The organism is Pseudomonas atagonensis (assembly GCF_011369485.1).
GTDB classification, from domain to species: domain Bacteria; phylum Pseudomonadota; class Gammaproteobacteria; order Pseudomonadales; family Pseudomonadaceae; genus Aquipseudomonas; species Aquipseudomonas atagonensis.
In genome coordinates this window covers 203,280-224,975 of sequence record NZ_VXCA01000003.1, presented here as the reverse complement: position 1 = coordinate 224,975, position 21,696 = coordinate 203,280, and the positions used below count along the sequence as shown (strand labels likewise).

22 protein-coding genes are annotated in these 21,696 nt (G+C 60.5%); 13 read left to right on the top strand and 9 right to left on the bottom strand.

Annotated elements, in window-relative coordinates; all coding sequences use genetic code 11:
* Positions 1–22 precede the first annotated feature (22 nt).
* The 4 genes from eutC to exaC form a co-directional block, all read right to left on the bottom strand.
* Complete coding sequence (gene eutC, locus F2P67_RS02235) at positions 23–847, bottom strand: ethanolamine ammonia-lyase subunit EutC (RefSeq protein ID WP_166216811.1); 825 nt, start codon at positions 845–847, stop codon at positions 23–25.
* 5 nt (positions 848–852) lie between these two features.
* Positions 853–2,247 carry an ethanolamine ammonia-lyase subunit EutB gene (locus F2P67_RS02230; RefSeq protein WP_166216808.1) on the bottom strand — a complete coding sequence of 465 codons (1,395 nt, stop codon included), beginning with the start codon at positions 2,245–2,247 and terminating at the stop codon, positions 853–855.
* A gap of 190 nt (positions 2,248–2,437) precedes the next feature.
* Entirely contained in the window at positions 2,438–3,808 is a 1,371-nt protein-coding gene (gene eat, locus F2P67_RS02225; RefSeq protein WP_166216805.1) for an ethanolamine permease, read from the bottom strand.
* A gap of 307 nt (positions 3,809–4,115) precedes the next feature.
* Complete coding sequence (exaC, locus tag F2P67_RS02220) at positions 4,116–5,636, bottom strand: acetaldehyde dehydrogenase ExaC (protein ID WP_166216802.1); 1,521 nt, start codon at positions 5,634–5,636, stop codon at positions 4,116–4,118.
* Between the two features lie 301 nt (positions 5,637–5,937).
* Between exaC and F2P67_RS02215 the strand changes: the two genes are divergently transcribed.
* The 4 genes from F2P67_RS02215 to F2P67_RS02200 all read left to right on the top strand — a co-directional run bounded on the left by F2P67_RS02215 (position 5,938) and on the right by F2P67_RS02200 (position 10,401).
* Entirely contained in the window at positions 5,938–7,851 is a 1,914-nt protein-coding gene (locus F2P67_RS02215) for a sigma-54-dependent Fis family transcriptional regulator (RefSeq protein WP_166216799.1), read from the top strand.
* Between the two features lie 267 nt (positions 7,852–8,118).
* On the top strand, positions 8,119–9,468 hold the full coding sequence (gene mpl / locus F2P67_RS02210; protein WP_166216796.1) for a UDP-N-acetylmuramate:L-alanyl-gamma-D-glutamyl-meso-diaminopimelate ligase: 1,350 nt from the start codon (positions 8,119–8,121) through the stop codon (positions 9,466–9,468).
* Positions 9,465–10,112 carry a flavin prenyltransferase UbiX gene (gene ubiX / locus F2P67_RS02205; RefSeq protein WP_166216793.1) on the top strand — a complete coding sequence of 216 codons (648 nt, stop codon included), beginning with the start codon at positions 9,465–9,467 and terminating at the stop codon, positions 10,110–10,112. Before mpl ends, ubiX begins: the two co-directional genes overlap by 4 nt.
* Entirely contained in the window at positions 10,105–10,401 is a 297-nt protein-coding gene (locus tag F2P67_RS02200) for a YceK/YidQ family lipoprotein (protein WP_166216790.1), read from the top strand. Before ubiX ends, F2P67_RS02200 begins: the two co-directional genes overlap by 8 nt.
* Before the next feature lie 144 nt (positions 10,402–10,545).
* Here the strand turns inward: F2P67_RS02200 and F2P67_RS02195 are convergent, their stop codons facing one another.
* The 3 genes from F2P67_RS02195 to F2P67_RS02185 all read right to left on the bottom strand — a co-directional run bounded on the left by F2P67_RS02195 (position 10,546) and on the right by F2P67_RS02185 (position 13,509).
* Positions 10,546–11,187, bottom strand: a complete 642-nt coding sequence (locus F2P67_RS02195; protein WP_166216787.1) for an oxidoreductase — start codon at positions 11,185–11,187, stop codon at positions 10,546–10,548.
* Between the two features lie 27 nt (positions 11,188–11,214).
* Entirely contained in the window at positions 11,215–12,942 is a 1,728-nt protein-coding gene (locus tag F2P67_RS02190) for a C13 family peptidase (RefSeq protein WP_166216784.1), read from the bottom strand.
* Positions 12,943–13,053: 111 nt separating this feature from the next.
* Positions 13,054–13,509 (bottom strand): MaoC family dehydratase, encoded by a 456-nt coding sequence (locus F2P67_RS02185; protein WP_007909575.1) that lies wholly within the window; start codon positions 13,507–13,509, stop codon positions 13,054–13,056.
* A gap of 180 nt (positions 13,510–13,689) precedes the next feature.
* On the opposite strand from F2P67_RS02185, the gene F2P67_RS02180 reads away from it, so the two are divergent.
* The 5 genes from F2P67_RS02180 to F2P67_RS02160 all read left to right on the top strand — a co-directional run bounded on the left by F2P67_RS02180 (position 13,690) and on the right by F2P67_RS02160 (position 16,346).
* Positions 13,690–14,052 carry a CidA/LrgA family protein gene (locus F2P67_RS02180; RefSeq protein ID WP_166216781.1) on the top strand — a complete coding sequence of 121 codons (363 nt, stop codon included), beginning with the start codon at positions 13,690–13,692 and terminating at the stop codon, positions 14,050–14,052.
* Positions 14,052–14,768, top strand: a complete 717-nt coding sequence (locus tag F2P67_RS02175; RefSeq protein WP_053124192.1) for an LrgB family protein — start codon at positions 14,052–14,054, stop codon at positions 14,766–14,768. The genes F2P67_RS02180 and F2P67_RS02175 overlap by 1 nt, the downstream gene beginning before the upstream one ends.
* Positions 14,769–14,778: 10 nt before the next feature.
* Positions 14,779–15,369, top strand: coding sequence for an LON peptidase substrate-binding domain-containing protein (locus tag F2P67_RS02170; RefSeq protein WP_166216778.1), 591 nt, complete (start codon positions 14,779–14,781; stop codon positions 15,367–15,369).
* Between the two features lie 114 nt (positions 15,370–15,483).
* Positions 15,484–15,717 (top strand): hypothetical protein, encoded by a 234-nt coding sequence (locus F2P67_RS02165; RefSeq protein WP_166216338.1) that lies wholly within the window; start codon positions 15,484–15,486, stop codon positions 15,715–15,717.
* A gap of 68 nt (positions 15,718–15,785) precedes the next feature.
* Entirely contained in the window at positions 15,786–16,346 is a 561-nt protein-coding gene (locus F2P67_RS02160; RefSeq protein ID WP_166216775.1) for a hypothetical protein, read from the top strand.
* Between the two features lie 55 nt (positions 16,347–16,401).
* On the opposite strand, the gene F2P67_RS02155 is transcribed toward F2P67_RS02160, so the two are convergent.
* The gene (locus tag F2P67_RS02155; protein ID WP_166216772.1) at positions 16,402–17,718 is read right to left on the bottom strand and encodes a bifunctional DedA family/phosphatase PAP2 family protein; all 1,317 of its coding nucleotides are present in this window, start codon (positions 17,716–17,718) and stop codon (positions 16,402–16,404) included.
* Positions 17,719–17,789: 71 nt separating this feature from the next.
* Positions 17,790–18,509 carry a DNA-3-methyladenine glycosylase gene (locus tag F2P67_RS02150; protein ID WP_166216769.1) on the bottom strand — a complete coding sequence of 240 codons (720 nt, stop codon included), beginning with the start codon at positions 18,507–18,509 and terminating at the stop codon, positions 17,790–17,792.
* A 177-nt stretch (positions 18,510–18,686) separates the two neighbouring features.
* Here F2P67_RS02150 and F2P67_RS02145 point away from each other — a divergent pair, with 177 nt between their 5' ends.
* The 4 genes from F2P67_RS02145 (at position 18,687) to rlmH (ending at position 21,693) form a co-directional block, all read left to right on the top strand.
* Entirely contained in the window at positions 18,687–19,958 is a 1,272-nt protein-coding gene (locus F2P67_RS02145; RefSeq protein WP_166216766.1) for a glutamate-5-semialdehyde dehydrogenase, read from the top strand.
* Entirely contained in the window at positions 19,927–20,649 is a 723-nt protein-coding gene (gene nadD, locus F2P67_RS02140; RefSeq protein WP_425511009.1) for a nicotinate-nucleotide adenylyltransferase, read from the top strand. The genes F2P67_RS02145 and nadD overlap by 32 nt, the downstream gene beginning before the upstream one ends.
* Before the next feature lie 72 nt (positions 20,650–20,721).
* A complete protein-coding gene (rsfS, locus tag F2P67_RS02135; RefSeq protein ID WP_008087903.1) occupies positions 20,722–21,216 on the top strand; it encodes a ribosome silencing factor in 495 nt (164 codons plus the stop codon).
* Between the two features lie 9 nt (positions 21,217–21,225).
* On the top strand, positions 21,226–21,693 hold the full coding sequence (rlmH, locus tag F2P67_RS02130; protein WP_003185785.1) for a 23S rRNA (pseudouridine(1915)-N(3))-methyltransferase RlmH: 468 nt from the start codon (positions 21,226–21,228) through the stop codon (positions 21,691–21,693).
* Positions 21,694–21,696: the final 3 nt, after the last annotated feature.

Sequence of the window (21,696 nt, the reverse complement as noted above, 5' to 3'; positions counted from 1 at the left end):
AGAAACGCAATGCGGAAACGGTTCAGGTTGTGGGCGGACCCAGTAGGAAGTTTCCTTTCATGTCCGCATCGGCGTCCGACTCCAGCGTCTGAACCTGCGCTTCGTCCTTCAGACTGACCCCCGACAACTGCCGCCGACAGGCTTCGCGCATCAGGTACAGCAAGCGATGCGCCGCCATGCCGTAACTCAGACCCTCAAGCCGCACGTTGGAAATGCAGTTGCGATAGGCATCGGTCAGCCCGACCTTGGGATTGTAGGTGAAATATAACCCCAGGCTGTCCGGCGAACTGAGGCCGGGGCGCTCTCCAATGAGCATCACCAGCATTCTGGCACCGAGCAGTTCGCCAATTTCATCACCGACCGCGACGCGACCCTGTTCCACCAGAACCACGGGCGCCATCGACCAGCCATCGGCGCTCATCTGCTCTTCCAGTCGGGTCAGAAACGGCAACGTATGCCGATGCACGGCCAGTGCGGACAACCCGTCCGCCACGACAATCGCCAGATCGACACCGCCCGGGTGCGCTGCCGCGTATTCGCGCAGGCATTGCGCCGAGGCATCGCTCAGCTTGCGTCCCAGATCCGGGCGCTGCAGGTAACTGTTGCGATCCACCGCCGCGCTGTGCAAAAGCAGGCTTTCGCGCCCGCGCTCGCTGAGTTGCGCACTGATCCCGGAATGATCGAATGGCAAATGCACCGCATCTCTGGCCTGAGCATGGGCGAACTGGAAATCCAGCTGTGCGCGGGTTGGCAGGCTGGTGCCGGTGCGGCCGAGGGCGATTCGCGCCGGGGTCAGCCGACGCAGCTCCAGCCACGGGTTTTGCGGGTCGACAGGCGGTTTTTCCATAAGGCTCATCCCAGTTGCGCCAGTGCCTGGCGGAAGGCCGGCGGCAGGTTGTTGCCAAAGCGAACCTTGCCGTCCGCCTGGGTGAAGATGCCCATGTTTGCCAGCCATTGCTCGAACTCCGGCGCCGGTTTCAGACCCAGAGTCTGGCGCGCGTAGAGCGCGTCGTGGAACGAAGTGGTCTGGTAATTGAGCATGATGTCGTCGGAGCCGGGGATGCCCATGATGAAGTTGATCCCGGCGACGCCGAGCAGGGTCAGCAAAGTGTCCATGTCGTCCTGATCGGCTTCGGCGTGGTTGGTGTAGCAGATGTCACAGCCCATCGGCACACCGAGCAACTTGCCGCAGAAGTGGTCTTCGAGGCCGGCGCGGATGATCTGCTTGCCGTTGTACAGGTATTCCGGGCCGATGAATCCTACGACGGTGTTCACCAGAAACGGTTTGAAATGGCGCGCCACGGCGTAGGCCCGGGTTTCACAGGTCTGTTGATCGACGCCGTGGTGGGCGTTGGCTGACAAGGCGCTGCCCTGACCGGTTTCGAAATACATCAGGTTCTGCCCGAGCGTGCCGCGATTCAAGCTGAGGCCGGCGTCGTAGCCTTCCTGCAACACGTTCAGGTTGATGCCGAAACTGGCGTTGGCCGCTTCGGTGCCGGCAATCGACTGGAACACCAGATCCAGCGGCACGCCACGGTTGATCGCTTCGATAGAGGTGGTGACGTGGGTCAGCACACAAGCTTGGGTCGGAATGTCGTAGCGCTGGATGATTGCGTCGAGCATTTCCAGCATCGCGCAGATCGAGGCAATGCTGTCGGTGGCCGGGTTGATGCCGATCATGGCGTCGCCGTTGCCGTACAGCAGACCGTCGAGAATGCTCGCGGCAATGCCGGACGGTTCGTCGGTCGGGTGGTTGGGTTGCAGCCTTGTGGATAACCGTCCACGCAGCCCGAGGGTGCCGCGAAATTTGGTGACCACACGGATTTTCTGCGCCACCAGCACCAGATCCTGCACGCGCATGATCTTCGACACTGCGGCGACCATTTCCGGTGTCAGACCGGGGGCGAGGGCGCGCAGGCTGGTTTCATCGGCAGCGTCGCTGAGCAGCCAGTCACGAAAACCGCCGATGGTGAGGTGGCTGACCACGGCGAAAGCCTGTTTGTCGTGGGTGTCGATGATCAGTCGGGTGACTTCATCACTTTCATAGGGAATCAGCGCTTCCTGCAAAAAATGCGTGAGCGGGATGTCGGCCAGGGCCATTTGCGCTGCCACGCGCTCGCCGTCATTGAGCGCGGCGACGCCGGCCAGAAAGTCCCCGGAACGCGCCGGGCTGGCCTTGGCCATGACGTCCTTGAGGCTGTCGAAACGATAGGTCTGGGCGCCGACGGAATGGGCAAATGCGGCCATGGGGCGGTGTCCTCCTGATTCTGTGGATAACTCGGTTCCCTGTGGGAGCGGGCTTGCTCGCGAAGGCGTCTTGTCGGTCGACATCATTGTTGAATGACACACCCCATTCGCGAGCAAGCCCGCCCCCACATTGGATCTTCCTGCACTTCTATATAGCGGGCACCGGGCGCGAGGCCCGGTACCGGTGCAACTAGATACCTTCGAGCATAGCGTCTGCCGGTGCTTCCGAGCGTTGCTTGGCGGTCAGCTGGAAGTACAGATACCCGGCCGCCATGAACCCGAGGAACACACAACCGATCAGCGTGTTGAACCACGCCATCGCCACCAGGCACACCAACGCCAGAAACAGCGCGATCCCCGGCACCACCGGATAGCCCGGCGCGCGGAAGGTGCGTTCCAGGTTCGGCTCGGTTTTGCGCAGTTTGAACAGGCTGAGCATGCTGATGATGTACATCACGATGGCGCCGAACACCGACATGGTGATCATCGCCGCGGTCAGGCTCATACCTTGCAGATTGACCAGGCCGTCGCTGTAGATCGCCGCGATGCCGATCACGCCACCGGCCAGAATCGCCCGATGTGGCGTCTGAAAGCGCGAGAGTTTGGCCAGGCCTTTCGGCAGATAACCGGCCCGTGCCAGGGCGAAGAACTGCCGCGAGTAGCCGAGAATGATCCCGTGGAAACTTGCCACCAGACCGAACAGGCCGATCCACACCAGCATGTGCATCCACGTCGAATTGTTGCCGACTACCGCTTTCATGGCTTGTGGCAACGGGTCGTTGATATTCGACAGTTGGCGCCAGTCGCCGACACCGCCGGCCATTACCATTACGCCGATGGCCAGGAACACCAGGGTCAGGATGCCGCTGACGTAAGCCTTGGGAATCGTGCATTTCGGATCCTTGGCTTCCTCGGCCGCCATGGCTGCGCCTTCAATGGCGAGGAAGAACCAGATCGCGAAGGGAATGGCGGCGAAAATACCGGGAATCGAGCCCATCGTGAACTCATTGGCGCCCGACCAGCCATTCAGTACGAAGTTGCTGAAACTGAAGCCCGGCGCAACCACGCCCATGAACACCAGCAATTCAGCCACGGCCAGCACGGTGACCACCAGCTCGAAGGTCGCGGCGATGCTGACGCCGAGGATGTTCAGGGTCATGAACACAAAATAGGCGCCGACGGCGGCGATTTTCGGATCCAGCTCCGGATATTGCACGTTGAGGTAGGCACCAATGGCCATGGCGATGGCCGGTGGGGCGAAGACGAATTCGATCAGCGTGGCGATCCCGGCGATCAATCCACCCTTTTCGCCGAAGGCTCGACGGCTGTAGGCAAACGGCCCTCCGGCGTGGGGGATGGCGGTGGTCAATTCGGTGAAGCTGAAGATGAAGCAGGTGTACATCGTGGCGACCATCAGGGCCGTGACCAGAAAACCCAGGGTGCCTGCTGTGCCCCAGCCGTAACTCCAGCCGAAGTATTCGCCGGAAATCACCAGGCCGACGGCAATGCCCCAGAGATGCAGGGTGCCGAGTGTGGGTTTGAGCTGTGTGGTGGAAGTCATAAGTCCTCTCTGTCTTTTTATTGTTTGATCTGTTGGACTTTCAGGTGTGGCGGTTGAGTGGGTGGATGCTGTTCACGCAGCGGCAGTGTTCACGCAAATCCTGAATGACAGGTACGCAAGGCCCGTGCCAGAGCGGCCAGGCCATGGGTGGTGTGTCAGACAGGGCTCCTTCGCGAGCAAGCCCGCTCCCACATTGGCCTTGTGCCAAATCGAACAGTGAGGGGCGACGCAAATCCCCTGTGGGAGCGGGCTTGCTCGCGAAGGCGATTGAACCGGCAACACAGAGTCATCTGTGTTGCCCAGGTTGTTAGAAGAAGCCCAACGGATTGATGTCGTAACTGACCAGCAGGTTTTTGGTCTGCTGATAGTGATCGAGCATCATCTTGTGGGTTTCACGGCCGACGCCGGACTTCTTGTACCCGCCGAACGCAGCATGCGCCGGATACAGGTGGTAGCAGTTGGTCCACACGCGACCGGCCTTGATGGCCCGGCCCATGCGATAGGCGCGGTTGATGTCGCGGGTCCACAGACCGGCACCGAGGCCGAACTCGGTGTCGTTGGCGATGGCCAGGGCTTCGGCTTCGTCCTTGAAGGTAGTGATGCTCACCACCGGGCCGAAGATTTCTTCCTGGAACACGCGCATTTTGTTGGTGCCCTTGAGCAGGGTCGGCTGGATGTAATAACCGGAGGCCAGATTGCCCTCGAGTTTTTCCACCTTGCCACCGGTCAGCAGCTCGGCGCCTTCGCCCTTGGCGATTTCCAGGTACGAAAGGATCTTGTCGAATTGTTGCTCGGACGCTTGGGCGCCGACCATGGTGTCGGTGTCGAGCGGGTCGCCACGTTTGATCTGGCTGACTTTTTTCATCACTGCTTGCATGAACTCGTCGTAGATCGATTCCTGCACCAGTGCACGGGAAGGGCAGGTGCAGACTTCGCCCTGGTTGAAGAACGCCAGCACCAGGCCTTCAGCGGCTTTCTCAATGAAGCTCGGCTCGGCCTGCATGATGTCTTCGAAGAAAATGTTCGGCGACTTGCCGCCCAGCTCCACGGTCGACGGAATGATGTTTTCGGCAGCGCATTTCATGATGTGCGAGCCAACCGGGGTCGAACCGGTGAAGGCAATCTTGGCGATGCGTTTGCTGGTGGCCAGTGCTTCGCCGGCTTCTTTGCCGAAACCTTGCACCACGTTGAGTACGCCCGGCGGCAGCAGATCACCAATCAGTTCCATCAGCACGCAGATGCCCAGCGGGGTTTGCTCGGCAGGCTTGAGCACCACGCAGTTGCCGGCAGCCAGGGCCGGAGCGAGTTTCCACGCGGCCATCAGCAGCGGGAAGTTCCACGGGATGATCTGGCCGACCACGCCCAGAGGTTCATGGATGTGGTAGGCCACGGTGTTGCCGTCGATTTCGGCGGCGCTACCTTCCTGGGCACGCAGGCAACCGGCGAAGTAGCGGAAATGGTCGGCAGCCAGCGGGATGTCGGCGTTGAGGGTTTCGCGGATGGCTTTGCCGTTGTCCCAGGTTTCGGTGATGGCCAGCAGTTCGAGGTTTTCTTCGATGCGATCGGCGATTTTCAGCAGGATCAGCGAGCGCGCCTGCACTGAAGTGGCGCCCCACGCGTCGGCGGCGGCGTGGGCGGCGTCCAATGCCTTGTCGATGTCTTCGGCAGTGGAACGCGGAAATTCGGCAATCGGTTGGCCATTCACTGGCGAGGTATTGGTGAAGTACTGACCTTTGACAGGCGCGACGAACTCGCCGCCGATGTAGTTACCGTACTTGCTCTTGAACGAGACTTTGGCGCCTTCAGTACCGGGGTGAGCGTAACGCATGATGTTGTTCTCCTTGGCTTTGTACTTATTAGAGAGACGCGCAAGTGCGCTTGCTATAAGCGTAGAGCAAAGGTCGGGCCACTGCCGCGCAGGTCAGGCAAATCAAGGCCTTGCGTGGTTTTTGTTGGACGAGTGGATGGGCTGTGTGAGGGTTTCGGTACAGCCTGGGTGACAGTTTGTACCGTTTCTGGCACAGCCCGTGACCGAGCGGTCTTGCCAGCATTGCAATGCGCCAGTGGCTGGAGGATGCTGGGCAACACTTCACGCATGGGCCGATGAGCCTCGGGGAGAACAATAAGAAATGCACGACAATCATTTGAGTCGCCATGCCCAACAGGTTCTCACGGTCACCCAAGGAAAGTCGCACCTGCATGGCCCAGGTGCCGATCCTTCGATTGCCCGCTCGTGGCTGCGTTGTCTTGAGGACTATCACCTCGACCCGGCCCTGACCATGGCGCCGACTGTGCTCGAGCACGGACGCGTTCTCGAAAGCCGCGAGCGGCTGCAACAGGTGTTGCAGATCGCCGGCAATGAGATGAGCAGCCTGCATCAACAACTCTCCGGCGCCGGCCACGCGGTGCTGCTGACCGACGCACGCGGGGTGATCCTCAACTGCGTCACTGCCCCTTCCGAACGCAAGATTTTCGAACGCGCCGGCTTGTGGCTGGGCTCCGACTGGAGCGAAGCCTGTGAAGGCACCAATGGCATCGGCACCTGTCTGGTGGAGCGTCAGGCTCTGACCATTCATCAGGACGAACATTTCCGTGGTCGCCACACCGGCCTGACCTGCTCGGCGAGCCCGGTGTTCGACCCGCACGGCGAACTGCTCGCGGTGCTCGACGTTTCCTCGGCGCGGCCGGATGTCTCGCGGCAGAGCCAGTTCCACACCATGGCGCTGGTCAATCTGTCGGCGAAGATGATCGAGAGCTGTTATTTCCTGCGCTGTTTCGATAACCAATGGTTGCTGCGCTTCCATCTGCAGGCCGAATCGGTCGGATTGTTCAGTGAAGGGCTGTTGGCGTTTGACGGCGAAGGGCGCATCAGTGCAGTCAACCAGAGTGCGCTGAACCTGCTCGGGCACATACGCGGCGGGCTGTTGGGAAAACCTGTGGAAGCCTTTTTCGATTGCTCGCTGGACGAATTGCTCGGTCGCGCCAGCGCCAATGCCAGCGCCAGTTGGCCACTGCGCACGCGGGATGGTCGATATCTGTTTGCAGTGCTGCGTGGCGAGTCGCGCAAACCAAGCCCAATCGTTCCCGCGTCGATCAAGACCGAATCTGCAGCGCTGTCGGGCATTTGCCTGGGCGACGTGTCGTTGCAAGCTGACTTCCGCAAGGCCCTGCGGGTGTTCGAGCGCGACGTGCCGCTGCTGATCAACGGGGAAACCGGCTCGGGCAAAGAGGCCTTCGCCAAGGCTGTGCATCAGGCCAGTCAGCGCTCCAGTAAAGCCTTCGTCGCCCTAAACTGCGCGGCGATTCCGGAAAGCCTGATCGAGAGCGAGCTGTTCGGTTACCGCGGCGGCAGCTTCACCGGCGCGCGCAAGGACGGCATGCGCGGCAAGCTGCAACAGGCCGATGGTGGCACACTGTTCCTCGACGAAATCGGCGACATGCCGCTGGCCTTGCAGACGCGCTTGTTGCGGGTACTGGAGGATCGGCAAGTGGTGCCGATTGGCGGCGAGCCGGAAGCGGTCAATGTGCGGATCATTAGCGCCACTCACCGAAATTTGCTGGAACGGGTGGAGGACGGCAGTTTCCGTGAGGATCTGTATTACCGGCTCAACGGGCTGGAAGTAGCGCTGCCGCCATTGCGTGATCGCGAGGATAAATCCGAGCTGCTGGATTTCCTGCTGGCCGAAGAGGCGGGTGGGGAGACGATCCTGATCGAGGAACCGGCACGTCAGGCCTTGCTTGGGTTCAACTGGCCGGGCAATGTGCGGCAGTTGCGCAACGTCCTGCGTACGCTGGCGGCGTTGTGTGATGACGGGCGGATCGGTCTGGAGGATTTGCCGGCGATGATTCGGCAGCTGCGGGTACCGATCTTGAAGCCTGATTTATCTGAACATCCACTGGAAGACGCCGAGCGGTTGGCCTTGCTCGGAGCTCTTGAAAAAACGCGGTGGCATATGACGCATACGGCAGAACAGCTTGGGGTTAGCCGTAATACGCTTTATAGAAAGCTACGTAAGCATGGGATTGAGCGGCGAGTCAGTTAGACGGCCCTCACCCTAGCCCTCTCCCAGAGGGAGAGGGGACTGACCGAGTCGCTCTACTGATCTACGCCGACCTGGGTTATAGAGCCGAACTCAGGATTTGAAAGCGACCGAGATCGGCTCCCTCTCCCTCTGGGAGAGGGCTGGGGTGAGGGCGGCAGTCTGCAGTCGAGTCGAGATGTTACGGCCAACCAACCCCGCCCCATCACCTAAAGAGTGCGATTTCCCCCTCCCTACGCTAACCTGCGGCCATGTTTTACGAGGTCGACTATGCACATTCATATTCTGGGTATCTGCGGGACTTTCATGGGCTCGATGGCGGTTCTGGCCAAAGAGCTGGGCCATCACGTGACCGGCTCCGACGCCAACGTCTATCCGCCGATGAGCACGCAGCTTGAAGCCCAGGGCATTCAGCTGACCCAAGGTTACGACCCGGCTCAACTGGAGCCGGCGCCGGATCTGGTGGTGATCGGCAACGCCATGTCCCGTGGCAACCCGGCCGTGGAATATGTGCTGAACAAAGGCCTGCCGTACGTCTCCGGCCCGCAATGGCTGGCCGATCACGTGCTGCAGGGTCGCTGGGTACTGGCGGTGGCCGGTACGCACGGCAAAACCACCACCAGCAGCATGCTCGCCTGGGTGCTTGAACATGCCGGCATGAGTCCGGGGTTCCTTATCGGTGGCGTACCGCAGAATTTCTCGGTGTCTGCACGGCTGGGCGGCACGCCGTTCTTCGTGATCGAGGCCGACGAGTACGACAGCGCGTTCTTCGACAAGCGCTCGAAATTCGTTCACTACCGTCCGCGCACTGCGATTCTGAATAACCTCGAGTTCGATCATGCCGACATCTTCCCGGATCTGCCGGCGATCGAGCGGCAGTTCCATCACTTGGTGCGCACCATTCCAAGTGAAGGCCTGGTCATCCACCCGACCACCGAACCTGCCCTGCAGCGCGTGATCGAAATGGGCTGCTGGACCCCGGTGCAAACCACCGGTGTCGGTGGACAGTGGCAGGTCAAACTGCTGAAAGACGACGGTTCCGCTTTCGAAGTGATGTTTGAAGGCGTGTCCCAGGGCACCGTCGAATGGGAGCTGACCGGTCAGCACAACGTCGCCAACGCCTTGGCCGCGCTGGCGGCGGCGCGTCACGTCGGCGTTGTGCCGTCGATGGGCATTGCCGGGCTGAGTGCATTCAAGAACGTCAAACGGCGGATGGAGAAAGTCGCCGAAGTGCGCGGCATCACCATCTACGACGACTTCGCCCATCACCCGACGGCCATTGCCACCACGCTGGATGGCCTGCGCAAACGTATTGGCGACGCGCCGCTGATCGCGATCATCGAACCGCGCTCCAACTCGATGAAGCTCGGCGCGCACCGCGACGGTTTGCCGGAAAGTGTCAACGATGCCGATCAGGTGGTCTGGTACGCCCCGGCCAACCTCGGCTGGGATCTGGCCGGCACCGCCGCGTTGTGCAGCGTGCCGTCGATTGTCAGCGACTCCCTGGAAGGCATCATCGAACGCGTGAAGAGCCAGGCCCAGCCCGGCACCCACGTGGTGATCATGAGCAACGGCGGCTTCGGCGGCCTGCACGGCAAACTCGCCGAGGCGCTGCAATGAACACTCGTTTGGGGAGCAATGGCCCAGAACGCATCACCCTGGCAATGACCGGTGCGTCCGGTGCCCAGTACGGTTTGCGTCTGCTCGATTGCCTGGTGCGAGAGGATCGTGAGGTGCACTTCCTCATTTCCAAAGCCGCGCAACTGGTGATGGCCACCGAGACCGATGTCACGCTGCCGGCCAAGCCGCAGATGATTCAGGCCTTCCTCACCGAATACACCGGGGCCGCCGCCGGGCAGATTCGCGTGTATGGCAAGGAAGACTGGATGTCGCCCGTGGCATCCGGTTCCGGTGCGCCGGCGGCAATGGTGGTGGTGCCGTGTTCGACCGGGACGCTGTCGGCGATTGCCACGGGCGCCTGCAACAATCTGATCGAGCGCGCGGCGGACGTGACCCTGAAGGAGCGTCGCCAGTTGATTCTGGTGCCACGCGAAGCGCCGTATTCGAGCATTCATCTGGAGCACATGCTCAAGCTGTCGAACATGGGCGTGACCATTCTGCCGGCGTCCCCCGGTTTCTATCATCAGCCGCAGACCATCGACGACCTGATCGATTTCGTCGTGGCACGGATTCTCAATCTGCTGGGCATTCCTCAGGACATGCTGCCGCGCTGGGGCGAGCATCATCTGAACAGCAATGAATAAGCTGCTGGCATCTGTGCTGGTCACGGCGCTGGCGCTGCAACTGAACGGCTGCGCCACGGCGCGGACGCTGGATGCGGCCAAACCCGGTGCGCCGGTGGTGTACTCGGGGACTCGACTGGATTTGTACGCAATGAATGGCGGGTGCTGCGCGATGGACCGGTTCGGCGCCGAGGCGCCGAGCTATCCGGGGGTGGATCTGCCGGCGAGTGCTTTGCTGGATACGCTGTTGTTGCCGTTGTCGTTGCTGACCGTGATTGGCGTGGGTTTTCAAGCAACAGGCGGGTTGTAGGGAGATTGCACACCCCCTGTGGCGAGGAGATTTATCCCCGTTCGGCTGCGCAGCAGTCGTCGCTTTTAAAGTTTTGGGGGCGCTTCGCACCCCAACGGGGCGGTGCGACGTTTCGCTAAATCCCCTCGCCACAGAGGCGTGCGGTTATTTGCCCAACTTGCGCAGCTCATCCGACTCGACAATCCGCACCCCGTCCTGCTCCTCCAGCGCCAGCCGCCACATCGCCCGCGCCAGTTGGCAGGCCTCGATGCCGCGGTATTTGCCGGGAATCAGTTTGGAAAACGGCGCGGCGAGCTGTTCGCCCAGACGTGGCTCTGTACGTTCACCCAACAACAACGATGGCCGGCAAATGGTCAACTGCGGCCAGTCCTGTGCACGCAGGGCTTCTTCCATTTCACCCTTGACCCGATTGTAGAAAACCGACGATTTCGGATCGGCGCCAATCGCGCTGATCACAATCAGATGCCGTGCGCCCATCTCCCGCGCACGCTTGGCGAACGCTACCACCATGTCCAGATCCACCGCGCGGAACGCTTCTTCGGAGCCGGCCTGTTTGATCGTGGTGCCGAGGCAGCAGTAGGCGATATCGACGCGTCCGGCGAGCTGCGGCAGAAATGTCTGCGGGTCGCCGACCGGGTTTTCCAGGTGCGGATGTTCGGCCAGTGGCCGGCGGGAAGGGGCGAGCACGCGCGTAATCGTTGGCTCGTTGAGCAAACGGTCGAGTAGATGTTCACCGGTCAATCCGGTGGCTCCGGCAAGCAATACGTGCTGAGGCGTCAAGTACATAGTGTCTCTCCCTTGATACTGTTCAGCTTAGTTGCTCTTTATCGCACCGTCGTTCAACGCAGCACTTTGCAATGCTTTTCTTGCTTGCTGTTTGCGCAGCAGTTGCCAGTGCGACAGCACGGTTTTCGGCGCCCAGATCTGCGGCTCCGAGGCTTCGAAATTGTCCGCCAGCTCTCGCTCGGCCACGGTGGCCCTGGCCAGTTTGAAGGCTTGCTCCAGATCGTCGGTCTGGTTCAGCGCCTGTGCAAACAGCGCATCGCCGAAGTAGGTGAAGTTGGCTTCTTCCGAGCAGCCAAAGGACACGCGATCGGCACGCGAGGCGGTCATGATCAGCGTGCGTTCATCCTTGAGAGCCGGGATGAAACCACCGGAATAGCACGAAGAAATCACGATGATCTTGTCGCGGTTTTTCAGCGGTGCGAGCACGGCGGCGAGTTCGTCGGCAGGCAGGTCGGCCAGTTCCATGCGCGGCTGATCGAGCACCAGTTCGTGTTCGGCGGTGCCGTGGCTGGTCAGGTAGATGAACAGCAGATCTTCCGGGCCGCTGCGTTCGGCCAGGGTTTGCGCGGCGCGGCGCAGGTTTTCGCGGGTGGCCATCGGCCGGTCCCCGAGGTGGTCGCGGTGGTTGACCAGACGGATCTGGCCATAGGCGCCGAACCGCGTGGTCAGCATGTTGGCGACGTAATCGGACTCGCGCAGGAACACGCTCTGTTTGCCGTCACCGCCGAGAGTCAGGGTGTATAGCTCGACGGCCGGGGTCGAGGCCGGAATGGCTGCCAGCGCATCGTCGAGCAAACGGCCCTGCGCGAGCAAGCCGAGTTCGAGGGTGTCGGGCAGCAACTTGCCATCGGCATCGCGCACGCGCTGGCCGTTGATCCAGGTGCCGCTCATTACAGTGCCATCGGTCAGCACCAGTGTGCCGCGCCCTGAATAACTGTCGCTGTCGAACTGGCCGATATAGAAGCTGCCGTCGGACAGGTTCAAGCGACCCTGACCGCTGAAGCGCCAATCGTTGAAGTAACCGATGTAATGGCTGCCGTCGGCGCCGATCAATTCTCCCTTGCCGGTCAGCGCGCCTTCCTTGAACTGGCCAAGCCAGACATCGCCGTCGGCGTTTTCGTAGCGACCCTTGCCGTGCAGTTGGTTGTTCTTGAAACCGCCGACATAGATGTCGCCGTCGGCACTGTTGAACGTGCCGTTGCCTTCCAGCTGACCGTTGACGAAATGGCCGGTGAACGAGTTGCCGCTGGCATCGCCGCGCAGGCCTTCGCCGTTGGGTTTGCCGTGCGCGAACTGGCCCTGGTAGGCGCTGCCGTCATCCATTTCTAGACGGCCGAGCCCGGAATATTGATCGGCCTTGAATTCGCCACGGTAGGTCATGGCGTTTTCTTTCAGGGTGCCTTCGCCTTCGCGTCGGCCCTGCTTGAAGCCGCCGGTGTAACTGCTGGCATTGGTGGTCAGGCTGCCCTGACCGTCGAACAAGCCTTGCTGGAACTGCCCGCGATAGACCTCGCCATTGCTGCCGTGCCATTCGCCCTGGCCATGCCATTGGCCCTTGTCGAACTGCCCGGCGTACCAGCTGCCGTTGGGGTAGTCGACGCGCCCCTGACCCTGCAACAAACCATCGACCAGCTCGCCGCGATAGCGTCCGCCGTCGGGCAGGCGCGCATCGGGCGGCAACAGTGATTCACCGTCGCCGCAAGCAGTGAGCATCAGCGTCAAGGCAATGGGTGCAAGAGAAGCGAGTGAGCGCATAGCGGGATCCGGGCAATTAGGCGACCGAGTATGCCGCAGCTGTGTGACCTAATGCAGCCGGTAAAAGACTGTTGATGCGAAACAGCGTGCGCTGCTTCGCATCCGCTAGGTTTAGACGAAGCAGAGCGACAGTGGCTCGGCGATGTAGGCCGGTTTGTCCGAACCTTCTATTTCCAGCGTTGCGGTCGCTTTGAGCAGCCACTGGCCAGGTTTTTTCTCGGTCACTTCGCCCAGGTCGACCTTCAGCCGAACTTTGGAATTGACCTTGACTGGCTGGATGAAACGCACGCTGTCCAGACCGTAATTGACCACCATCTTCACGCCTTGCGGCAGGATCAGGATGTCTTCCATCAATTTGGGAATCAGTGACAGCGACAGGAAACCGTGGGCAATGGTGCTGCCAAATGGCGTTTGCGCGGCTTTGACCGGGTCGACGTGAATGAACTGATAATCCCCGGTGGCTTCGGCGAACAGGTTGATGCGCTCCTGATCGATGGTGAGCCATTCGGAACGTCCGAGTTCCTTGCCGACATAATCTTTGAGCTCTGCAACGGGAACATAGGGCATTGAGACTCTCCTTGGGTTCATCGGTTTTATAGTTTTTCAGGTGGGGGATTTGACCGCCCTGCGAACCACTGTAGATCATCATGGCGATTTGCTCAGGTCAACCGACCATGCTTTTGGCGAATGCCGATCCATAGCGCAGGCGTGCTTATAATGCCGGGCGCTTTCTGTCGGAGATGTCGGATGTTGCTACGTGGCCTGACCCTGCTGGTGCTGTTCCAATTGCTCGGCACGGCACTCAACCATTTGCTGGTGCCGGTGCTGCCGGGGCCGATCATTGGCCTTTTGTTGTTGCTGGTGTTCCTGGTCATTCGCGGAGAGGTCGGCGAGCCGCTGAACCTCGCGGCCGGCAGCCTGCTGCGTTATTTGCCGTTGTTGCTGGTGCCGCCGGCGGTGGGCGTGATGGTTTACGCCACGGCGATTGCTGCCGATTTCTGGGCGATTGTCGGCGCGCTGGTGCTGTCGCTGATCCTGTCGATGGCGTTCGCCGGAGTGCTGATGCAGCGCCTGGTCAAGCGTCACGCGCAGCCGCCGGAGGAATCCTGATGCTCTTCGATTGGCAAGGTGCCTGGGCTTCGGTCATTCATCATCCGCTGTTCGGCATCGGCATCACGCTGGGTGCCTATCAATTGGTGCTGGCGGCCTTCGAGAAAACCCGCTGGATCTTTCTGCAACCGGTGCTGGTCTCCATGCTGTTGGTGATCGGTGTGCTGGTGGGCTGCGGCCTGACTTATGCCGAGTACCGCAAGAGCACAGAGATTCTCAGCATTCTGCTGGGCCCGGCGACGGTAGCGCTGGCGGTGCCGCTGTATCTCAACCTGCGGCGCATTCGCCAATTGTTCTGGCCGATTTTTACTACGCTGGTGATAGGCGGGGTGGTTGCCACAGGCATGGGCGTGTTGCTGGGCTGGTGGTTTGGCGCCGAGCACATGATCCTGATGACCATGGCGCCGAAGTCGGTGACCTCACCGATTGCGATGCTGGTGGCCGAACAGATCGGCGGCGTCGCGGCGCTGGCGGCGGTGTTCGTGCTGATCACCGGGGTGATCGGCGCGATCTTCGGCCCGGCGCTGCTGACCCGATTGGGCGTGCACAGTCCCGAAGCGCGAGGCATGGCACTGGGCATGACTGCGCACGCGGTCGGCACATCGGTAGCCTTGCAGGAAAGCGATGAATGCGGCGCCTTCGCGGCGCTGGCGATGAGTCTGATGGGCGTGGCCACGGCGGTGTTCCTGCCGTTGGCGGTGTCGATGGTGGTGTAAGGAAATGTCTATGAGTCTGCCGCTTTTCCCGCTGAACACAGTGCTGTTCCCCAGCTGCAACCTCGACTTGCAGATCTTCGAGGCGCGCTATCTGGACATGATCGGTCGCTGCATGAAGCAGGGCGGCGGGTTTGGGGTGGTGTGCATCCTTGAGGGGCACGAGGTGGGCGTTGCGCCAGAAGGTTTTGCCTTGGTCGGGTGTGAGGCGCGGATCACCGATTTCCAGCAGCAGGACAACGGTTTGCTGGGGATTCGCGTGCAGGGTGGGCGGCGCTTCATCGTGCAGCGCACCGAAGTGCAACGCGATCAATTGATCGTGGCTGAAGTCGAGTGGCTGGACGAAGAACCCGAGCAACCGTTGCAGGATGAGGACGCCGATCTGGTGGCGCTGCTCAAGGCTTTGGCCGAGCACCCGATGGTCGAAGCGTTGAACATGGGCACCGACGCGATGGGTCAACAATCGCTGGCCAACCAGTTGGCCTATCTGTTGCCGTTTGCCGAAGAGGACAAGATCGACCTGCTGCAGCTGGACGATCCGCAGCAGCGGTTGGATGCGATTCAGGCGTTGCTCGATGAGTTGCAGGGTGAGTTGTTCGCTTAGTTTTACTTTGAATCAACTCGACTGGCCTGCCAGCATTGTGTTGGTTTGACCTTTATCTTAAATTTTAATCACCAACAGGAAGTTGGTGGTTTTAATAACGATGAAGGAATAATTATGACTGTTTATGAAGATGAGTGGGCGTTCTGGGATGATATCGCCGGTAAGTATATTTTCAAGCATGCAGGTGTTGATCAGAATATTGATATTATTATTGAGGCCGCTGGTGTTTATGCTGACTCAATGACTATTGCGCGCCGTAAGCGTAGGGTCGGAAAAATACCTGTCGGTGAAATCCCAAGGGTTTCTATGACATCGGCTAATCTGATGTCTTCGTTCGTTGCTAAATAAATAAAACATTAATCGTTGCTTGCCGGTTTGTTAAAGGTCGGTATGGCGTTTGTGTGTGGGTGACTCATATGTCTTCGAATAATAGCAACTCATTTACTGTTAATTTTTATCTGGATGGCTTGCCAGTTGTCCTTAACCAGCAGCGCTTGAAACTGCGGTTGCGTGATTCGCGAATTACCCGGCGTGAGCGACTGGATGTTGAAGTCGCACTGGCCAGTCCCGACGGATCGGGCTTTCTCACGCTGGCTGATCATGAAGATGACAAACCGTTGTTATTTCGCTTGATACCAAAGGGTGACAGGTTCTCAGTCATGACGATTTTAAAGGGTGAGTACGACGAGGGTTATCTGACAATCAGTAATGATGCTCGGCATATAGTGGTGCGAGATGCGAGCCAGAGCAGCCAATTCACTTTATCTATACCGGGTGTGCAGAATGCGAAGTTTAGTGATCTGGACAAAGGCCCGGTTAACGTTGTGCTCGCAGCAGGTGGCAGCAAGGCGATTTATCATGCGCAAGATAACGGCAAACATCACTTCAAGGATGTTGAGCCCAATACAACTGGGCATGATGCCTACAACAACAAACCTGCATTGTTTGTAGTGAAAATTGTCGAAAGGCCAGAGTAGAAAACGTCGGCGCGCTGGGTTGAATAGTCTGCCCACAGCGCGCTCATCAACATTATCAATAGGCGTAGCGCAACATCGTATTGGGCAAATGCCGGAAAACGAACAGGCTGAACAACACCAGCAACGCCGGCAGAATCAACCACCAGACCTTGAACGGCATGGCGTTGAGCGGCGTCTTGCGCTGGCTCAGCCACAGGCTGGCGGCGCACACGCAGGCGGCCAGCATGGCCCCGGCCAGCACGTCCGTCGGCCAGTGCGCCCCCAGATAAACCCGCGACAGGGCGATGGCCATTGCGGGAATACAGGCGATCAGCAACCAGGTCAGGCGCATGCGTGGCGGTTGTCCGCGTCCGGCCAGTACCGCCAGCGTCAGAAACAGCGCGAAAGAGCCTGACGCATGGCCGCTGGGCATGCTGTAGCTGGTCAGTGGGTCGGTCAACACTTCCGGGCGTACCCGGGCGAAAAACTGCTTGGTTCCGGTGTTCAACAATGCGGTACAGAGCAACGTGCCACCGGCGAAGATTGCCTGGCGCCACTGGCGACACAGCAGCAAGAGGCCGGTGAGCAGGGCGCTGAACGTCAGCATGTTGTGGAATTCGCCGATCAGGGTGAAGGTCACCGCGATTTCATCGAGCATCGGTTGGCGATGTTCCTGCACCAGCGTCATCACGCCTTGGTCGAGTGCGGTCAGGTACGGATAACCGATAAAAAGACCGATCAGAATCAACAGGCTCATGCTGCTGATCCAGATTGTCGCGCGGCGATGACTGCGCAGGCTGCTGTTGACGCTCAGGCCAACCATCACCGCGATACTCGCGGCGACAATGCCGGCCTGAAGCCAGAAACCTTCCGGCAAGGGCAGGCGAATGGCCGCGCCGGTGGCCCAGCCCGGCAGCAGATAGGCGACGCTCCATCCTGCTGCGGCCAGCAGACTGACAGCGGCGAAACGCGGGAAGGGCATGTCGCACATGCCGGCGACCATTGGCAGCATCGGGCGCAACGGGCCGATGAAGCGTCCGACCAACAGGCTGGCGATGCCGTAGCGCTGGAAATAGGTTTCGGCGCCGGCCATCCATTCCGGGTGATGACGCAACCCCGGCAGGCGCCGGATATTCTGGTGGAAGTGGCGGCCGAGGAAATACGAAATCACATCGCCGAGAATTCCGCCGAGGAAACCCAGCAACAAGGTTTCGCTCAACGACAACGCGCCGCTGCCGGCCAGCACCGCCACGGCAAACAGCAGCACTGTGCCGGGCACGATCAATCCGGCAATCGCCAGGCATTCCACGCAGGCGACGATGAATACCGCCGCGGCTAACCATTGCGGGTTGGCCGCCAGCCATCCGGTCACGCTATCGAGCCATGGGCCCATAAAACCACTCCATCCAATCTTCATTTTATTCGTATGGGAACGTGCAGACCTGCATCCGCAGGGAATTCCTTTTACTTCAACTCAGCGTCGAGCCCGGGCAGCAAAAGATAATCGCGACCTTCGACCTGACCCCGGCGCAGCGGGTTCCGCGTGCACCATTGCGCATAAGCGGCGTCGACAAAGCGGTACATCAAGTGTTCGTCACGACCATGGGGAATGCCCAGTCGAGTGGTTTGAATAATGTGTGCGGGGGCCGGACCGGTGTCTTCGACCAGCAACACTTCGTGATCGAAGCGTTTTGCATCCCACACCGGTACTTTCAGGCCCAAGGCTTTGCACAGCAACGTCTGCCCGGCACAGAGTTTTTGCGAGGGACGAGGTCGACCCTGGGCATCCGGATTGTTTAAAAGCATCTGTGCCAGACTCGCCGGCCCGCTGATTTCATCGACCCACGGATAGGCGGATTTGATCAACACCGCGTTGCCCGGCCCTTGGGCGCTGAAGTTCAGTGAATCGCCGCCACGGGCGTAATACATATAGATGTGGCCGCCATCCAGAAACAAAGCCTTACGCTTTTCTGTGTAGCCGAGCGAGGCGTGACTGCCTTTTTCGGCGCAGTAATAGGCCTCGGTTTCGATGATCCGCGCGCTGAGCCACAGATCGCCGACGCGGTGGCGAATGACTTTGCCGAGCAGCTCACGGGCCAGCAGTTGAGCGTCGCGGTCGAAAAAAGCGTCCGCAAGGCCCAGTGGCAGGCGCTCGGCGGTGGCGCGAACAGTCAGATTGGACATGGCCAGCGGTGTTTATCCAGGCTCAAGGGGTCGTGATGATAGCAATCCGCAGCTTAATTACGGCTGAACGTCGGCAAATTGCAGTCCATTTCGACCATCCGCCTGTCACCGCTGTTAGTCCCGGGACGCGACAGCTATAATCTGCCGCTTTCCTCTTTGCCAAGACCCCAGCAGACCATGACTGAGTCCGTTCTTGACTACATGACCCGATTGGGTCGCGCCGCCCGCGAAGCCTCCCGGGTCATCGGCCGTGCCAGCACTGCGCAGAAAAACCGCGCCTTGCAGGCCGCTGCCAATGCGCTGGACGCTGCTCGCGCCGAGCTGGCCGCAGCCAACGAACAGGATCTGGCCGCCGGTCGCGCCAATGGTCTGGAACCCGCCCTGCTGGAACGTCTGGAGCTGACCCCGGCGCGCATCGACGGCATGATCGTCGGTTTGCGCCAGGTGGCTGCGCTGCCGGATCCGGTCGGTGCGATCCGCGACATGAGCTTCCGCCCCTCGGGCATCCAGGTCGGCAAGATGCGCGTGCCGCTGGGCGTGATCGGGATCATTTACGAATCCCGTCCCAACGTGACCATCGATGCTGCCAGTCTGTGCCTGAAGTCGGGCAACGCGACCATCCTGCGCGGTGGCTCCGAAGCGATTAACTCCAACCGCGCGATTGCCGCGTGCATCCAGCGCGGTCTGGCCGAAGCCGAACTGCCGGCCGCCGTGGTGCAAGTGGTTGAAACCACCGACCGTGCCGCCGTCGGCGCGATGATCACCATGCCCGAGTACGTCGACGTGATCGTGCCGCGCGGTGGTCGTGGCCTGATCGAGCGCATCAGCCGCGATGCCCGCGTGCCGGTGATCAAACATCTGGACGGCATCTGCCACGTCTATGTCAGCGAACACGCCGATCTGCCGAAAGCCCAGCGCATCGCGTTCAACGCCAAGACCTATCGCTACGGCATTTGCGGGGCGATGGAGACGTTGCTGGTCGATCAACGTGTTGCCAGGGATTTCCTGCCGTCGATGGCTGCGCAGTTCCGCGAAAAAGGCGTCGAACTGCGTGGCTGCGAGCGCACCCGGGCGATCATCGATGCCGTGCCGGCCAGTGAAGACGACTGGAGCACCGAGTATCTGGCGCCGATTCTGTCGATCCGCGTGGTCGACGGTCTGGATCAGGCCATTGAACACATCAACCATTACGGCTCGCATCACACCGACTCGATTGTCAGCGAAAACCTCGCCGACACCCGCCGCTTTGTGGCCGAAGTCGACTCGGCGTCGGTCATGATCAACACCCCGACCTGCTTCGCCGATGGATTTGAATACGGATTGGGTGCCGAGATCGGCATTTCTACTGATAAGCTGCACGCCCGTGGCCCGGTGGGTCTCGAAGGACTGACCTGCGAGAAGTACATCGTGGTCGGTGATGGCCAGTTGCGCGGCCAGGCGCCGGTCTGACTTGGCCGACCTCGACCTGACAGCGCCGCAAACCGGCAGCGAACCCCGCCCGCGGCGCATTGGCGTGCTGGGCGGCACGTTCGACCCGGTGCACATCGGCCATTTGCGCGGTGGCCTGGAAGTTGCCGAAGCGCTGGCGCTCGATGAGCTGCGCCTGACGCCGAGCGCGCGGCCGCCGCATCGCGATACGCCGCAGGTGTCGGCGCAGGATCGGCTGGCGATGGTCGAGTGCGCGGTGGCCGGAGTGCCGCCGCTGGTGGTGGACGCCCGCGAATTGCAGCGGGACAAACCGTCTTACACCATTGATACCCTGGAGTCGATGCGTGCTGAAATGCCCGCCGAGACCCAGGTTTTTCTACTTTTGGGCTGGGACGCATTTTGCGGCCTGCCCACTTGGCACCGCTGGGAAGAGTTGCTCCAGCATTGCCACATCCTGGTGCTACAGCGCCCGGACGCCGACAGCGAACCGCCGGATGCCTTGCGCAACCTGCTGGCAGCGCGTTCGGTGAGCGACCCGCTGGCCCTGAAAGGGCCGAGCGGACAGATTGCATTCGTCTGGCAGACACCGCTCGCGGTTTCCGCCACCCAGATCCGTCAACTGCTGGCCAGCGGTAAGTCGGTACGTTTCCTGGTGCCCGACGCGGTCCTGGCCTACATCGATGCGCACGGTCTGTACCGTGCGTCGAACTGAACAAGGCGTGCTTCACTGATACGAATCCGCGTGTCGCCAAGCCGCCGAATACATGAGCAAAACGAGTTTTATATGACTGACAAAGACCAAACCAAAGTTAAGCGCAAAGGCACGTTCAAGAGCGCTCCGCTGCCAGAGCCGGTCAACACCAACGAACCGCTGAAAGGCGACGAACTGGTCAAGATCGCTGTTGCGGCGCTGGAAGACGTCAAGGCCCAGGACATCCAGATCATTGATGTGCGCGACAAGCAAAGCATCACCGACTACATGATCATCGCCACCGGTACGTCCAATCGCCAGATCAACGCGATGCTGGACAAGGTTCGCGAAGAAGTGAAAAAGCAGGGCGCCAAGCCGCTGGGCGAAGAAGGCAAGGGCGACAGCGACTGGGTACTGCTCGACCTCGATCTGGTGATCGTGCACATGATGACTGCCTCGGCACGTCAGTTCTACGACCTGGAACGCCTGTGGGCCGGTGCCGAGCAAAGCCGCGCGGCAGACGCCAAGCACCACAGCCCGGAAAACACCCACGAGCATTTCACCAAGCTCAACAAAGACCAGCTGTAAGGGATTGCTGTGCGACTGCGCCTGATCGCCGTCGGTTCTCGCATGCCCAAATGGGTTGAAGAAGGCTGGCATGAATATGCCAAGCGTCTTCCGTCCGAGCTGGCGCTGGAACTGGTGGAAATTCCGCTCAATACCCGTGGCAAGAATGCCGACGTGGCCCGTTTCATCCGCCAGGAAGGCGAAGCCATGCTGGCCAAGGTCGGGCCGAATGAGCGGATCGTCACGCTGGAAGTCCACGGCAAACCCTGGAGCACCGAGCAACTGGCGGTCGAACTCGATCGCTGGCGGCTGGATTCGCGCACGGTCAATTTCATGGTCGGTGGCCCGGAAGGGCTGGCGCCGGAAGTCTGTGCCCGCGCTGATCAGCGTTGGTCGTTGTCACCGTTGACGTTGCCGCACCCGCTGGTGCGGATTCTGATCGGCGAACAGTTGTACCGTGCCTGGACCGTGCTGTCCGGTCACCCTTACCACAAGTAAGCC

Coding starts and splice junctions, on each gene's coding strand:
- eutC (WP_166216811.1), bottom strand. CDS start 847: ATGGAAAAACCGCCTGTCGACCCGCAAAACCCGTGGCTGGAGCTGCGT.
- F2P67_RS02230 (WP_166216808.1), bottom strand. CDS start 2,247: ATGGCCGCATTTGCCCATTCCGTCGGCGCCCAGACCTATCGTTTCGAC.
- eat (WP_166216805.1), bottom strand. CDS start 3,808: ATGACTTCCACCACACAGCTCAAACCCACACTCGGCACCCTGCATCTC.
- exaC (WP_166216802.1), bottom strand. CDS start 5,636: ATGCGTTACGCTCACCCCGGTACTGAAGGCGCCAAAGTCTCGTTCAAG.
- F2P67_RS02215 (WP_166216799.1), top strand. CDS start 5,938: ATGCACGACAATCATTTGAGTCGCCATGCCCAACAGGTTCTCACGGTC.
- mpl (WP_166216796.1), top strand. CDS start 8,119: ATGCACATTCATATTCTGGGTATCTGCGGGACTTTCATGGGCTCGATG.
- ubiX (WP_166216793.1), top strand. CDS start 9,465: ATGAACACTCGTTTGGGGAGCAATGGCCCAGAACGCATCACCCTGGCA.
- F2P67_RS02200 (WP_166216790.1), top strand. CDS start 10,105: ATGAATAAGCTGCTGGCATCTGTGCTGGTCACGGCGCTGGCGCTGCAA.
- F2P67_RS02195 (WP_166216787.1), bottom strand. CDS start 11,187: ATGTACTTGACGCCTCAGCACGTATTGCTTGCCGGAGCCACCGGATTG.
- F2P67_RS02190 (WP_166216784.1), bottom strand. CDS start 12,942: ATGCGCTCACTCGCTTCTCTTGCACCCATTGCCTTGACGCTGATGCTC.
- F2P67_RS02185 (WP_007909575.1), bottom strand. CDS start 13,509: ATGCCCTATGTTCCCGTTGCAGAGCTCAAAGATTATGTCGGCAAGGAA.
- F2P67_RS02180 (WP_166216781.1), top strand. CDS start 13,690: ATGTTGCTACGTGGCCTGACCCTGCTGGTGCTGTTCCAATTGCTCGGC.
- F2P67_RS02175 (WP_053124192.1), top strand. CDS start 14,052: ATGCTCTTCGATTGGCAAGGTGCCTGGGCTTCGGTCATTCATCATCCG.
- F2P67_RS02170 (WP_166216778.1), top strand. CDS start 14,779: ATGAGTCTGCCGCTTTTCCCGCTGAACACAGTGCTGTTCCCCAGCTGC.
- F2P67_RS02165 (WP_166216338.1), top strand. CDS start 15,484: ATGACTGTTTATGAAGATGAGTGGGCGTTCTGGGATGATATCGCCGGT.
- F2P67_RS02160 (WP_166216775.1), top strand. CDS start 15,786: ATGTCTTCGAATAATAGCAACTCATTTACTGTTAATTTTTATCTGGAT.
- F2P67_RS02155 (WP_166216772.1), bottom strand. CDS start 17,718: ATGGGCCCATGGCTCGATAGCGTGACCGGATGGCTGGCGGCCAACCCG.
- F2P67_RS02150 (WP_166216769.1), bottom strand. CDS start 18,509: ATGTCCAATCTGACTGTTCGCGCCACCGCCGAGCGCCTGCCACTGGGC.
- F2P67_RS02145 (WP_166216766.1), top strand. CDS start 18,687: ATGACTGAGTCCGTTCTTGACTACATGACCCGATTGGGTCGCGCCGCC.
- nadD (WP_425511009.1), top strand. CDS start 19,927: ATGGCCAGTTGCGCGGCCAGGCGCCGGTCTGACTTGGCCGACCTCGAC.
- rsfS (WP_008087903.1), top strand. CDS start 20,722: ATGACTGACAAAGACCAAACCAAAGTTAAGCGCAAAGGCACGTTCAAG.